12 protein-coding genes are annotated in these 14,345 nt (G+C 62.8%); 5 read left to right on the top strand and 7 right to left on the bottom strand.

Features of this window, described 5'->3' with window-relative positions:
* Position 1: 1 nt before the first annotated feature.
* The 5 genes from X739_RS165365 to X739_RS165385 form a co-directional block, all read right to left on the bottom strand.
* Entirely contained in the window at positions 2-883 is an 882-nt protein-coding gene (locus X739_RS165365; RefSeq protein ID WP_023770040.1) for a cytochrome b/b6 domain-containing protein, read from the bottom strand.
* A gap of 97 nt (positions 884-980) precedes the next feature.
* Positions 981-1,658 carry a DUF1345 domain-containing protein gene (locus tag X739_RS165370; protein WP_023783234.1) on the bottom strand — a complete coding sequence of 226 codons (678 nt, stop codon included), beginning with the start codon at positions 1,656-1,658 and terminating at the stop codon, positions 981-983.
* A 30-nt stretch (positions 1,659-1,688) separates the two neighbouring features.
* On the bottom strand, positions 1,689-2,156 hold the full coding sequence (locus X739_RS165375) for a YaiI/YqxD family protein (protein WP_015317609.1): 468 nt from the start codon (positions 2,154-2,156) through the stop codon (positions 1,689-1,691).
* A gap of 64 nt (positions 2,157-2,220) precedes the next feature.
* Complete coding sequence (gene gfa / locus X739_RS165380) at positions 2,221-2,790, bottom strand: S-(hydroxymethyl)glutathione synthase (RefSeq protein WP_023770043.1); 570 nt, start codon at positions 2,788-2,790, stop codon at positions 2,221-2,223.
* Positions 2,791-2,857: 67 nt separating this feature from the next.
* The gene (locus X739_RS165385) at positions 2,858-3,985 is read right to left on the bottom strand and encodes an S-(hydroxymethyl)glutathione dehydrogenase/class III alcohol dehydrogenase (RefSeq protein WP_023791438.1); all 1,128 of its coding nucleotides are present in this window, start codon (positions 3,983-3,985) and stop codon (positions 2,858-2,860) included.
* Between the two features lie 252 nt (positions 3,986-4,237).
* Here X739_RS165385 and X739_RS165390 point away from each other — a divergent pair, with 252 nt between their 5' ends.
* The 3 genes from X739_RS165390 to X739_RS165400 all read left to right on the top strand — a co-directional run bounded on the left by X739_RS165390 (position 4,238) and on the right by X739_RS165400 (position 10,744).
* Positions 4,238-6,250 (top strand): acetyl/propionyl/methylcrotonyl-CoA carboxylase subunit alpha, encoded by a 2,013-nt coding sequence (locus X739_RS165390; protein WP_023791434.1) that lies wholly within the window; start codon positions 4,238-4,240, stop codon positions 6,248-6,250.
* A gap of 107 nt (positions 6,251-6,357) precedes the next feature.
* On the top strand, positions 6,358-9,885 hold the full coding sequence (dnaE, locus tag X739_RS165395) for a DNA polymerase III subunit alpha (RefSeq protein ID WP_023791430.1): 3,528 nt from the start codon (positions 6,358-6,360) through the stop codon (positions 9,883-9,885).
* A gap of 55 nt (positions 9,886-9,940) precedes the next feature.
* Positions 9,941-10,744 (top strand): ion channel, encoded by an 804-nt coding sequence (locus tag X739_RS165400; RefSeq protein WP_023791426.1) that lies wholly within the window; start codon positions 9,941-9,943, stop codon positions 10,742-10,744.
* Between the two features lie 9 nt (positions 10,745-10,753).
* Here X739_RS165400 and X739_RS165405 read toward each other — a convergent pair whose 3' ends face one another.
* A complete protein-coding gene (locus tag X739_RS165405; protein WP_023783237.1) occupies positions 10,754-11,635 on the bottom strand; it encodes a DMT family transporter in 882 nt (293 codons plus the stop codon).
* 191 nt (positions 11,636-11,826) lie between these two features.
* Between X739_RS165405 and X739_RS165410 the strand changes: the two genes are divergently transcribed.
* Entirely contained in the window at positions 11,827-12,333 is a 507-nt protein-coding gene (locus X739_RS165410; protein ID WP_015317615.1) for a hypothetical protein, read from the top strand.
* A gap of 6 nt (positions 12,334-12,339) precedes the next feature.
* On the opposite strand, the gene X739_RS165415 is transcribed toward X739_RS165410, so the two are convergent.
* Positions 12,340-13,668 carry a DNA polymerase IV gene (locus X739_RS165415; RefSeq protein ID WP_023770050.1) on the bottom strand — a complete coding sequence of 443 codons (1,329 nt, stop codon included), beginning with the start codon at positions 13,666-13,668 and terminating at the stop codon, positions 12,340-12,342.
* A 65-nt stretch (positions 13,669-13,733) separates the two neighbouring features.
* On the opposite strand from X739_RS165415, the gene X739_RS165420 reads away from it, so the two are divergent.
* Positions 13,734-14,321 carry a GNAT family N-acetyltransferase gene (locus X739_RS165420; protein ID WP_023770051.1) on the top strand — a complete coding sequence of 196 codons (588 nt, stop codon included), beginning with the start codon at positions 13,734-13,736 and terminating at the stop codon, positions 14,319-14,321.
* Positions 14,322-14,345 lie beyond the last annotated feature (24 nt).

The raw sequence follows: 14,345 nt of genomic DNA, 5'->3' as shown, positions 1-14,345 counted from the left end.
CTCAGGCACTCCTCTGTGACGTTTTGTCGTCATGAACGGGAGGATCGGTGCGGTACCAGCCGGTGATGATCGAGCGCAGTTCGTTGATTGGGCCGGCGGCGAGGATCATCAGGATGTGAATGACAAAGAAGGCGACCAGCAGCAGCATGACGGTGAAATGGATGGTGCGTGCCGTCTGCCGGCCACCGGTCAATTCATTGAGGAAGGGCAGCACCGAATTCATGCTCGGCGACATGGCGAGGCCGGTGATGATCATCAGCGGCAAGAGCACGAACAGCACGCCGCCATAGGCCATCTTCTGCAGCGTGTTGTATTCGCGCGTGTGGTGGAATTTAAGCCTGGCGTGGTTGGCGATGTCCCGTGGCAAGCGTCTGAGGTCATCCAGGCGCGGCGCCAGGTCGCGGCGTATGTGGCCGTTGATCAGGCTGGCGACGAGCCAGACGATCAAGGTCGTCGTCAATATCCAGGCGAAGAAGAAATGGATCACGCGGGCGGTACCGAGGTCATAGTAGGACGGGATCGTCGCCCAGGACGGGAAACCGCGCGCCGTCTCGTTACCGGCCGGGCCCGACCAGCCGAGGACGCCTGTCGTGTCGAAGCGGTGCCCGAAGATTTCGGTGTAGCCGCGCGGCCCGGCATTGGTGTTTTCGGCGCCTATGGCGAAAATGGTGTTGTTGTAGTCGAAGCCGGATTGCTTGCCGATGTAGAGTTGCGGGCGGGCATTGAAGATCTGCAGGCCGGACAGCAGCATGAAAAACAACGAGATGGCCCAGAGCCAGTGTGTCAGCCGCGTCCAGCGCGACTGCCGGTAGATCAATGTTTTCTCTTTTGACGCGGGGGCGCCCGGTCCAATTTCGGATTGGCTTCTGGCAACCGATTCCATCTTGTCTGGTCTCCCGGCCTTGCGGCTTGTCCTAAGAGTTCATTGTCCTCTTGATACGTCGCGATCCAAACCGATGTTTCATGCGATCACGGATTTATTACGGACCGCCCAGGCTGACGGCGAGATTGACGGCGGCGGCGACGATGACCGTGTTGAAGAAGAACGACAGGACCGAGTGCACAAGCACGACACATCGCATATGCGTCGTCGAGATGTTGATGTCGGCGGTCTGCGCCGTCATGCCGATGACGGTCGAGAAATAGAGGAAATCCCAGCCCTCGGGGCGTTTGTCGCCCGGGAACAGCAGGCCGCCGACCGGGATCTTCTTGTTGGTGCCGGCGTCGACCGCGTCGCCGTCCATCCAGTAGACATGGGCATAGTGGAGCGCTGCCATGGCGTGGATGGTGAACCAGCCGAGCGGGATCGACAGCAGTGCGAAGCCGAGTTCGATCGGGTGATCCCCATCCTTGCGATTGATCAGCAGGAACAGGGAGACAAGGGCAAGGCAGACGACAACGAGCGTCACGGCGAAGATCACCAGCACCGGCTGATCGGTGGCGCGTGCATTCTTGCTCAGGTACTTGCCGGTGAATTTGGGCATCTGGCTGACAACAAGAAGGACGTAAGCGGCAAAAAATATGTTGGCGCCGATCGAATAGGCGAGTGGGGCGTGCAGCAGCAACGCCAAAAGCAGCGCAAACGCACCGATACATGCCGACACCGCGAACAGCATGTGGCGCTGCATCGGTTTCTTGATCGGGGTTTCGGCGGCCATGGCGGTCTCCACCTGGATGGCGCTTTGTTGCTAGCCCGGTGTGGCGGATTTCAGCGCGCGCCGCAAGATGCGGTCGAGTTCACCCAGGAACCGGGAACGATCCTGCGGCGCGAAGCTGGCATTGTAGCCCTTGCTCTCGCCGGTTTCGCGCAGATGCTGCTTGAGGTCCCGCATCGCCACCGCCATGCCGATCGTCTCGGGCGTGAAAGGACGTCCGGTCGGTCCCAGCACATGCGCGCCGAGCGCCACAGTGCGGGCGGCGAGCGGAATGTCCGCCGTCACCACGATGTCGTTGGGCTTGGTGTTCTCGACGATCCAGTCGTCGGCGGCATCGGCGCTCTTGGAGACCACGACATTGCGGATCATCGGGTCGCGGGAGGGGCGCAGACCGCCATTGGAGACATAAGTGACGACGACGCCATGGCGCTCGGCGACCTTTTCTACCTCCGCCTTGACCGGGCAGGCGTCGGCGTCGACGTAGATGGCGGGTGCGGGCATTGTCTCTCCGGAAACGAGCGGGGGCCGGAAACATATCCGGCCCCCGCCTGAAATCTCATGGCCATCAGGCCGGCAGGGCGCCGGACTTCTTCGCCGTCCAGGTGGCGATGTAGTCCATCAGGCCCGGATTGAGGCAGTCGTAGGGCTCCAGCCCGATTGTCCTCAGCCTGCCGCGAATGCCGTCCATGCGGCTCGGATCGACACCCGATTCGATGATCGAGGACACGAAGGCGGTGAAGCCCGGCGGCGACCAGCCGTCTTCCTCGAAGCGCTCGGGATGAATGAAGGACAGGCCCTTGAACGGATGGTCGCGCTCGACCGGCCCGTGCATGTGGACCCCGCATTGGGTGCAGGCATGACGCTGGATCAGCGCCGAGGGGTCGATCACCTTGAGCTTGTCGCCGTTCTCGGTGACGGTGACATCGCCGGTGCCGGCGACCGCAACCACCGAGAATACAGCACCTTCTGGCTTCCAGCATTTGGTGCAGCCGCAGGCGTGGTTGTGGGCGATCTGGCCCTTGACCTTCACCTTGACCGGCTTGCTGGTGCAGGCGCAGACCAGCGTGCCGCCGGCAAAGCTGGCGCTTTCCCTGGGCAGCCCATTGTCGATCTTCGGATGCAGTTTCTCCGCCATTTTTTCTCTCCTCCCATGTTTCACCACAGGGGTCGCCGGCCGGATGGCCGGCGGCGTGTGGCTGTCTTTAGTAAACCACGACACTGCGGATCGACTTGCCCTCATGCATGAGGTCGAATCCCTTGTTGATGTCCTCGAGCTTCAGCGTGTGGGTGATCATCGGGTCGATCTGGATCTTGCCGTCCATATACCAGTCGACGATCTTCGGCACGTCGGTGCGGCCGCGCGCGCCGCCGAAGGCGGTGCCCATCCAGCTGCGGCCGGTGACCAGCTGGAACGGCCTGGTCGAGATCTCCTGGCCGGCGCTGGCGACGCCGATGACGACCGACTTGCCCCAACCGCGATGCGAGGCTTCCAGCGCCTGGCGCATGACCTTGGTGTTGCCGGTGCAATCGAATGTATAGTCGGCGCCGCCGATCTGGTCGGCGCCGCGCTTGGTCATGTTGACGAGGTGGGGCACGATATCGCCGTCGATCTCCTTCGGGTTGACGAAATGCGTCATTCCGAATCGCTCGCCCCACTCCTTCTTGTCGTTGTTCAGATCGACACCGATGATCATGTCGGCGCCGGCAAGCTTCAGGCCCTGGATGACGTTGAGGCCGATGCCGCCGAGGCCGAAGACCACCGATGTCGCGCCTTGCTCGACCTTGGCGGTGTTGATGACCGCACCAATGCCGGTGGTGACGCCGCAGCCGATGTAGCAGATCTTGTCGAAGGGGGCGTCGGGGTTGACCTTGGCCACCGCGATCTCCGGCAGCACGGTGAAGTTGGAGAAGGTCGAGCAGCCCATGTAGTGGAAGATCTTGTCCTTGCCGATCGAGAAGCGCGACGAGCCGTCCGGCATCAACCCTTGGCCCTGGGTGGCGCGGATGGCCGTGCACAGATTTGTCTTCCTCGACAAACACGACGGGCACTGACGGCATTCGGGCGTATAGAGCGGGATGACATGGTCGCCCTTCTTGACCGAGGTGACGCCCTTGCCGACATCGACCACCACGCCGGCGCCTTCATGGCCGAGAATGGCCGGAAACAGGCCTTCCGGATCGGCGCCCGACAGTGTGAATTCGTCGGTGTGGCAGATGCCGGTCGCCTTGATCTCGACCAGCACCTCGCCATCGCGCGGTCCATCGAGGTCGACCTCCATGATCTCCAACGGCTTTCCGGCGGCGACAGCGACAGCGGCGCGGGTTTTCATCGGGCAATTCCTCCAAAGGCGATTTTTGAGCTCAAGGTTTCAGGTTTTGGGCTGCTCATCAACTCTCAGATGAGACGAAATCTTGGCTTTCTTGACGCAGATAGCACACCGCTCGACAACCAGCCCGGCTCGGCAGGGCAGTGCGATAGAGCGCCGGCAAGGAACGCTCGTCATGTCGTCCACCGCGGCACTTGAGACCTGGCGACTTAGTCCATAGAACTGAACCATCCGCCGGAGGGGAATTCTGCCCGCATGTTCACCAAGATCCTGATCGCCAATCGTGGCGAGATCGCCTGCCGCGTCATCAGGACGGCGCGCAAGATGGGCATTGCCACGGTTGCTGTCTATTCCGACGCCGATCGCGATGCCGTGCATGTCGAAATGGCCGACGAGGCGGTGCATATCGGGCCGTCGCCGGCCGCGCAGAGCTACCTCGTTCCTGAAAAGATCATCACGGCCTGCAAGGCGACGGGCGCTCAGGCCGTGCACCCCGGCTATGGCTTCCTGTCCGAGCGAGCCGCGTTCTGTGAAGCCCTGGAAGCGGAAGGCATCGTCTTCATCGGGCCGAAACCCAAGGCGATCAAGGCGATGGGCGACAAGATCGAGTCGAAAAAATTCGCCAACGCCGCCGAGGTTTCGACGGTTCCGGGTTGGCTCGGAGTCATCGAGAATGCCGATCATGCCGAAAAGATCGCCGGCGAGATCGGCTATCCCGTGATGATCAAGGCCTCGGCCGGTGGCGGCGGCAAAGGCATGCGCATCGCCTGGGACCGGTCGGAAGTACGCGACGGATTCGACCGCGCGCGCTCGGAAGCCAAGAGTTCGTTCGGCGACGACCGTGTCTTCATCGAAAAGTTCGTGGTCGATCCGCGTCACATCGAAATACAGGTACTGGCCGACGGGCATGGCAACGCGCTCTATCTTGGCGAACGCGAATGCTCGATCCAGCGCCGCAACCAGAAGGTGGCGGAAGAGGCGCCATCGCCCTTCCTCGATGCCAAGACGCGCAAGGCGATGGGCGAGCAGTCGGTGGCGTTGGCCAGGGCTGTCGACTACCAGAGCGCCGGCACCGTCGAGTTCATCGTCGACAAGGACAAGAAGTTCTATTTCCTTGAAATGAATACACGATTGCAGGTCGAGCATCCGGTGACCGAACTCGTCACCGGGGTCGATCTGGTCGAGCAGATGATCCGCGTCGCCGCCGGCGAAAAGCTCGCCTTCAAGCAGGGCGACATCAAACTGAACGGCTGGGCCGTGGAAAGCCGGCTTTACGCCGAGGATCCCTATCGCAATTTCCTGCCGTCGATCGGCCGGCTGACACGTTATCGGCCGCCGGAGGAAGGCCGCTTCGGCGACGTGGTCATCCGCAACGACACCGGCGTCACCGAAGGCTCCGAAATTTCCATGTTCTACGATCCGATGCTGGCCAAGCTGTGCACCTGGGCGCCGACGCGGCTCGAGGCCATCGACGCCATGTCGGAAGCGCTCGACAGCTTTGTCGTCGACGGCATCGAGCACAACATCCCGTTCCTGGCGGCCCTGATGCAGCATCCGCGCTGGCGGGAAGGGGCGATATCGACCGGCTTCATCGCGGAGGAATATCCCGACGGTTTTGCCCCCGTCGTGCCGAACAGCGAGGAAAAAGCCGTGCTGGCATCGATCGCCACCGCGGTGGAACTGCTGCGCCGCGATCGTCTCGACCGGCTGGGCGGGCGGCTGGCGCCGCATTCGGGAGCGCTCAAGCGCGACTGGGTGTTGAAGATTGGCGAAGAGTATTTGTCGGTGTCGATCCTCGAAGGCATGATTTCCATCCCGATGGAAATGGACCTGTCCATAGATGGCGGCAAGGCGCTGACCATTTCGTCCGATTGGCGGCCTGGCGATCTGATCTGGCGCGGCACGGTCGGCAAGCGCAGGGTTGCCGCCCAGATTCGTCCTGTCGCCAATGGCCTCCGCATCGCCTGGAAAGGCATGTCGGTGACCGCGCGCGCCATGCTGCCGCGCACCGCCGAATTGGAACGGCTGATGCCGGAGAAAATAGCGCCGGACACGTCGAAGCTGCTGCTTTGCCCGATGCCGGGCCTCGTCGTGTCGATCGCTGTCGCCGAAGGCCAGGAGGTCAAGGCGGGCGAGACGCTGGCCGTGGTCGAGGCGATGAAGATGGAAAACGTTCTGCGCGCCGAGCGCGACCTCGTCGTCTCGAAACTCAACGCCAAGCCGGGCGACAGCCTGGCCGTCGACGCGGTGATCATGGAATTCGCCTGAACGGCTGGAAGCCTGTGGGTCGGTAGTCGTTTGTGCTGGACTGGCATCGTCCGGTCCCGGACAATACATCTCCATCGACTCAAGCCTTACGGACAGCGCGAGAAACCATGGCGGATGAGAGACTTCCACGCGATCCCCTGAAGCGCGAGGCCGCGATCGCGGCCGCGCGGCCGGAGGCGCCGGCGCGGCCGTTCGTCCATCTTCGCGTGCACTCGGCCTATTCGCTGCTGGAAGGCGCTCTGCAACTCGGCAAGATTGTAGGCCATGCCATCAAGGACGAAGCGCCAGCGATCGCGGTGACCGACACCAACAATTTGTTTGGCGCCTTGGAGTTCGCCCAGAAGGCGGTGAAGGACGGCATCCAGCCGATCATCGGCTGCCAGATCGCACTCGCCTTTTCCGGCGAAAACAGCGACGGCCAGCGTGACCGCCGTCGGCAAGGTCCCGATATGCGGCCGGTCGTGCTGATCGCGGCCACGGAAACCGGCTATTCCAACCTCGTCAGACTGGTCAGCCGCGTTTATCTCGAAACACCGCCCGGCGAAGCGGTGCACCTGACCACCGAAATGATGGACGGCCAATGTGACGGCCTGATTTGTCTTAGTGGCGGGCCGCGCGGCCCGATCGGCATGGCCCTGAAGGAAGATCGCCGCGATCTTGCCGAAGTGCGCCTGCTCACGCTCAAGGCGATGTTTGGCGACCGCCTCTATGTCGAACTGGACCGGGTTTCGGGCTACGACCGGATGATCGAGAGATCCTCGATCGATCTCGCCTATGCCCATGAATTGCCGCTGGTTGCCACCAACGAAGCTTTCTTCTCATCGCGCGACGAGTATGAGGCGCATGATGCGTTGATCGCCATCGCCGAGGGGTCGGTTGTCGCCGTCGACACCCGCCGCCGGCTGTCGCCGGACAATTTCCTGCGCAGTCAGGCCGATATGGCGAAATTGTTCGCCGACCTGCCTGAAGCCATCGACAACACTGTCGAGATCGCGCTGCGCTGCTCCTACTATCCAAAAACCCGCAGTCCGATCCTGCCGCGTTTCACGGGCGGAGATGCCTCCGACAAGGACGCCGCCGAAAAGGCCGAGGCCGAGGAACTGGCCCGTCAGGCGCGCGAGGGGCTCGATGCGCGGCTCGCCCTGCACGGACCGACGCCGGGCTACACGGTCGAGCAGTATCGTGAGAGGCTCGAATTCGAGCTTGGCATCATCGAAAAGATGAAATTCCCCGGCTACTTCCTGATCGTTGCCGATTTCATCAAATGGGCCAAGGCGCAAGGCATTCCGGTCGGCCCGGGGCGTGGTTCGGGCGCTGGTTCGCTGGTTGCCTATTCGACCACCATCACCGACATCGATCCGCTGCGTTTCTCGCTGCTGTTCGAACGCTTCCTCAATCCGGACCGCGTGTCGATGCCCGATTTCGACATCGATTTCTGCCAGGACCGCCGGGAAGAGGTGATCCGCTACGTCCAGCAGAAATACGGCCGCGACCAGGTCGGCCAGATCATCACTTTCGGTACGCTGCAGGCGCGCGCCGTGCTGCGCGACGTCGGCCGTGTGCTGCAGATGCCCTATGGCCAGGTCGACAAACTCTCGAAAATGGTGCCGCAGAATCCGGCCAATCCGGTCAAGCTCGCCGATGCCATCGCCAACGAGCCGCGCTTTGCCGAGGAGGCCGAGAAGGAGCCGATCGTCCAGACGCTGCTCGACATGGCGCAGAAGCTGGAGGGCCTCTACCGCCACGCCTCGACGCACGCCGCCGGCATCGTCATCGGCGACAGACCTTTGTCGGAACTGGTGCCGATGTACCGCGATCCGCGTTCGGACATGCCTGTCACCCAGTTCAACATGAAATATGTCGAGCAGGCAGGGTTGGTGAAGTTCGACTTCCTCGGCCTGAAGACGCTGACGGTGCTGGAGACGGCCGTCAAGTTGATCCGCCGGCGCGGCATCGATATCGATCTGGCGACCATCCCGCTCGACGATCCCGAGACCTACGCAATGCTGTCGCGCGGCGAGGTGGTTGGCGTGTTCCAGGTGGAAAGTGCCGGCATGCGCAAGGCGCTGATCGGCATGCGGCCCGACTGCATCGAGGACATCATCGCGCTGGTTGCCCTCTACCGGCCGGGACCGATGGAGAACATCCCGACCTACAACGCCAGAAAGCATGGCGAGGAGGAGATGGCCTCGATCCATCCCAAGATCGATCATCTCGTGAAGGAGACGCAAGGCGTCATCGTCTACCAGGAACAGGTGATGCAGATCGCGCAGGAGCTGTCAGGCTATTCGCTTGGCGAAGCCGACCTTCTGCGCCGCGCCATGGGCAAGAAAATCCGCGCCGAGATGGACAAGCAGCGCGAACGCTTTGTCTCCGGCGCGGTCGAGCGCGGCGTCGCAAAGCCGCAAGCCGACTTCATTTTCGACCTGCTGGCAAAGTTCGCCGACTACGGTTTCAACAAGTCTCACGCGGCCGCTTACGCCGTCGTCTCCTACCAGACCGCCTATCTGAAGGCGCATTATCCGGTCGAGTTCCTGGCGGCGTCGATGACGCTAGACATGGGCAACACCGACAAGCTCGCCGACTTCCGCCAGGATGCGCTGCGCCTCGGCATCGAAGTCCTGGCGCCGTCGGTGATGACGAGTTTCCGTGCCTTCGAGGTCGGCGAGAACCGGATCTATTATTCGATGGCGGCGCTGAAGGGCGTCGGCGATGCCGCGGTGGAGCACATCGTCGCCGTTCGCGGCGAAAAGCCGTTCAAGAGCCTGGCCGATTTCTGTGAAAGGGTCGACCCGAAGATCGTCGGCAAACGGGTTTTCGAAAGCCTGATAATGGCCGGCGCGCTCGACTGCTTCGGCCACGACCGCGCCCAGATGTTGGCTGGCGTCGAACGGATGATGGGGCTGGCGTCGCTCGCCCAGCAGAACGCCGTTTCGGGTCAGGCCGACATCTTCGGCGCCTCGCTCGGCGCACAGTCCCAGGCGCTCAATCTGCCGGCGACCGATACGTGGCTCGCCGCCGACCGGCTGCACCGTGAATTCCAGGTCGTCGGCTTCTATCTCTCGGCGCATCCGCTCGACGAGTACAAGGCGGCGCTGCAGAAGATGCGGGTGCAGAACTGGGCGGAGTTCTCCGCCGCCGTCAAGCGCGGCGCTTCCGCCGGCCGGCTTGCCGGCACTGTTACCAGCAAGCAGGAGCGCAAGACGCGCACCGGCAACAAGATGGGCGTGGTGGCCTTTTCCGACACCTCCGGCCAGTACGAGGCGGTGCTGTTTTCGGAAGGGCTGGCGCAGTACCGTGACCTCCTCGAGGCCGGCCGCTCGGTTGTCATCACCGTCGCGGCGGAGGACAGGCCCGAGGGCGTCAACCTGCGCATCAACTCGGTGCAATCGCTGGAAGACGAGGCAAGCCGCATCCAGAAGGCGCTGCGCATTTTCGTCAGGAACGATGGACCTGCCTCGATGATCCAATCCCAGCTCACACAGCGCGGTGAAAGCCAGGTGAGCATCATCGTGATCAAGGAAGAGGCGCAGGGCGAGGTCGAGATCGCTCTGCAAGGCGGCTATCGCGTCTCGCCACAGATCGCCTCGGCGATGCGCGCCGTGCCGGGCGTGATTGAAGTGGAACTGGTGTGATCCGCGCGCTTGACAGGCGGCTATCCGCGGGCCAGCACCGGCTGCTCATGCCAGCATGAAGGCCAAGGAGAGGCGCCCATCGCAGGACCTTTCCGCGACGGCGCGATTACGCGACAGGCTGCGCAGGCTCTATCACGGACGCTCGCCGGCCGCGTTCCGGTTTCAACTGGTGGCTGTCATCATCGACCTCGCCATCATCGGCTTTTTCATCGCCACCCCGGTCATCCAGCAGTCGGCCTCGTTTTTGTGGCTGGACTATGCCGTGGCGGCTCTCGTCGCCTTCGATCTGATTGCCAGGCTGCTCGCCTCCAACGACATGCAGCGCCTGATGAAGCAGCCGACCCTATGGGTGGATGCCTTCATCCTTCTGACGCTGCTGATGCCGACGGCTCTCGCGAGCCTCGGCTTTCTGCGCATCCTGCGGCTATGGTCGCTGTCGCGCAGCGGTTCGATCTGGCGGCATTTCGAGATGCGCGGTCTGCGGCCCTGGCGCCAGGCAAGCCAAGCGGTCATCAGCCTTTTGACCTTTCTCTTTGTCATCACGGGCTTCGTCTACACGTTCTTTTTTCGCGACGGAGCCGGACTGGAAAACTACATCGACGCGCTTTACTTCACCGTCGCGACCGTGACGACCACAGGCTTCGGCGACATCGTGCTGCCGGGCATAGCCGGCAAGCTGACGGCGATCGTCACCATGATCATCGGCATATCGCTGTTCGTGAGGCTGGCGCAGGCGATCTTTCGGCCGGCCAAGGTGTTCTTTCCCTGCCCGCAATGCGGGTTGCAGCGTCATGAGCCGGACGCAGTACACTGCAAGGCGTGCGGACACGTGCTCAACATTCCAGACGAAGGGAACTGACCGGCAACGCTACGACGCCGCGACCTCTGCCGGCTTGACTGCCTTGCGCTGCAAGTTGAGCAGATTGCCCGTCAGGATCAGCAATGCACCGCCAGCGGTGAAGGCGTCGATCTGCTCGCTGTAAAGCAGCCAGCCGATGAGCGCCGACAACGGTACACGCAGGAAATCCATCGGCGAAATGACGGTGGCGTCGGCATAGCCAAGCGCACGGGCCATGCAGAAATGCGACGACATGCCGGTGAAGGCAATCAGCACGATCCATGGCCACAGTTCCAGCGGCGGGTTGCGCCACTCGTAAAGGGCTGGAACGAGGCCGACCACGGACTGGATGATCAGCATCCAGAAGATGATGCGCACGACGCTGTCCGTCCGCGTCAGCGACTTGACCAGGACCACCGAGATCCCGAAGCAAACCGCGGCGCCGAGTACGATGAGATGGCCAGGATCGATCGAGCCCACACCGGGGCGAACGATGATCACCACCCCGATCAGGCCCAGCACGATCGCGGCAAGCTTTGGCCGGGACAGCCTTTCACCAAGAAAGGTCGCCGCCAGGATCGCCGTCCAGATCGGTGTGGTGAATTCGATCGAAATCAGCACGGCCAACGGAATCAAGGTCAATGCGTAGAGCCATGCCGCCTGCCCGGTATAGTGGATGACGTTTCTGGCGATATGAGCGGTGGGACGCTGCGTGCGCATCGCTGCGAAGCCGCCGCTCATCATCACCAGCGGCAGCAGAATGAAGAGCCCGATGACCGAACGCAGTTCCAGCACCTGGAAGACGTTGAGCTCGGCGGTCGTGGCGCGCCCGGCGACCGACATCGCCAGGAACGAGGCGATCGACAGCGCCATCCAGAAAGCGGCCTTGGGGATCGAGGGGGTAGGTGCCATGTCAGTTATCTCGCAAGCCGGGGTTTTTGCCGCAACCACTAGCCGCCGCATTTGACTGGGCCAGGGATATCGACGCGACGTTGCAAAACGGCCCTGTCGCGGGCGGAACCTGACATGGCAAGCCGCGTTGAGTCGCGATGTCCGCCTGAGCATCACCGATCGCCGTTCCACCCGTCACAAGGAGACCTTCGATGACATTACTCACGCGGTTTGTGCTTGCCGGGTGCCTGGCCGTCGCGGCCACTGCCGCGCATGCGGACGAGAGCAAATTTCTCCAATCATTCAAGGGCAATTTCGCCGGCAAGGGAACCGTTCAGGTGACGACGCAGGCGCCAACGGTCAGCGTTTCCTGTACGTTCAAATCGAATGCGACATCGTCTTCGCTGTCCCTCGACGGCAATTGCCGCGGCCTGATCCTGGTGACACGCGCCATCAGTGCTCGCCTGAAGACCAGCGGCGCCAAATACAGCGGTGTCTATGTGGGATCGCGCACCGGACCGGCGCAGTTGAACGGAAGCCGTTCCGGCAATGCGATAAACCTTGCCATCCGCTGGGCCAAGGAGGTCAATGGCGACCGCGCCGCGCAGCTTACCGTGCAGAAAAACGGTGCGGACGGCATTGTCTTGACCGTGGTCGACCGCGATCCCAAGACCGGTAAGAGCGTGGTGACCAGCCGCATCGATCTTCGACGCAGCTGATCGGGTTCAATCTTCCAGCGGCTCCGGCGGATGGGCGTCGCGGCCCTTGCCGAAGGTGTAGCCGGTTTGCACCGCCTTGCGGCCGAACTTGTCGCGTAGCGCATCGATGGCACCTTCGGCCATGGCGCGCTTGCGCGACTGCAGATCGACCAAATCCGGCGGATCGGCCTTGTCGTCGTCGGAGAGGTCGCTGACGCCGATGCCGAGCAATCGGAATTTCGTTCCGTCGGTCTCCTTGCGAAGAAGTTCCACGCCGGTCGAAAAGATGCGGTCGGCGAGCCGGGTCGGGTCGCCGAGCTGACGGTTGCGCGTGCGCAGCCTGAAATCCTGGGTCTTCAGCTTCAGCACCACGGTGCGCCCGGCGATACCTGATTTCTTCAGCCTCGCCGAGACTTTTTCCGAAAGGCCCCTCAGCACCGAGACAAGCTCGTCCAGTGAGGCGATATCGGTGTCGAAAGTGGTTTCGGCCGATACGCTCTTGGCGTCCTGGTCGGGGTCGACGCGGCGGACATCCTCACCGCGCGAAAGCCGGTAGAGTCGTTCGCCCATCACCCCATAGCGGCGCATCAGGTCGCCACGCTCCATCTTCTGGAGCTGGCCGATGGTGCGGATGCCATCCTGTTCCAGCGTGGCGTTGAACGCCTTGCCGACGCCCCAGATCATGGTCACCGGCTGCGTGGCCAGAAAGCCGACCGCCTCCGCCTCGCCGATAACGGAAAAGCCGCGCGGTTTGCGGAAATCGGACGCTATCTTGGCGAGGAATTTGCAATAGGACAGGCCTGATGAAACGGTGATGCCGATCTCCTTCTCCACCGCCAGCGAAAAGCGCGCCAGCACCACGGCCGGTGGCAGTCCGTGCAGGCGCTCGGTGCCGGCAAGATCGAGGAAGGCCTCATCGATCGACAGCGGCTCGACCAGCGGTGTCAACGCCTGCATCATGGCGCGTACCTCGCGGCCGACGGCCACGTACTTTTCCATGTTGGGCGTGATCACGACGGCCTCCGGGCAGGCCTCGAGCGCCTTGAACATCGGCATGGCGGAGCGCACGCCGCGGATGCGAGCGATGTAGCAGGCGGTGGAGACGACCCCGCGCTTGCCGCCGCCGATGATCAGCGGCTTGTCCTTGAGCGCAGGGTTGTCGCGCTTTTCGATGGCCGCGTAGAAGGCGTCGCAATCGATATGGGCAAGGTGCAGCCGGTAAAGCTCGGGATGGCGGGCAAGACGAGGGCTGCCGCAGCGTTCGCAACGGCCCGTTTCACTGCGCTGAAAGGTCAGGCAGTCACGACAAAAACCGTGGTCGGGATTGTTGACAGGGGCCGCCATCGCTGCGAACATAAAGAGAACAGAACCAATGGTACGACAGCGCAAGGCCAGCGACAAGCCTGGCCTGGGGAGAACGCATGAGCACGACCGTAGTGCCGCTGGCGCCGGAGCTCTGGCCTGAATTCGAGGACCTTTTCGGCAAGCAGGGCGCCTGCTACGGCTGCTGGTGTACGCATTTCCGGCTGGCACCGGCCGCGCGGCGCGAGAGCAGCCGTGAACGCAACAAGGATCACATCAAGGCGCGCATCGAAGCCGGCCCGCCGCCCGGCCTGCTGGCTTTCGAGGACGGCAAGGCGGTCGGCTGGATGCAGATCGGGCCACGCGCCGACGTGCCCGAATGGAACAACAAGGGTAGGGGCTCGGCGCCGATCGATCCCACCGACGCGTCCGATCCGGCCGTTTGGGCGATCTCGTGCTTTTTCATCCGCGCCAAGGCGCGCGGCAGGGGCATCACGCACCGCCTCGTCGAAAGTGGCATCGAGTTCGCCCGCAGGAACGGGGCGCGGCTCGTCGAGGCCTGCCCGATCGACCTGTCCCGCGATTCGCGTTCGATCGGCCTGTTTGTCGGGTCATCGGGGGTGTTCGAGACAGCCGGGTTCGAAAGGCTTGTGGAGCGCAAGGCCGGTCGGCCGCTGATGCGGCTGGTGTTGAAGCCGATTGCCTGACTGTCATCGGCTTGCAGTCGCGAT

Source organism: Mesorhizobium sp. LNHC209A00, assembly GCF_000502915.1.
GTDB lineage: Bacteria > Pseudomonadota > Alphaproteobacteria > Rhizobiales > Rhizobiaceae > Mesorhizobium.
This window is presented reverse-complemented; position numbering and strand designations above follow the sequence as displayed.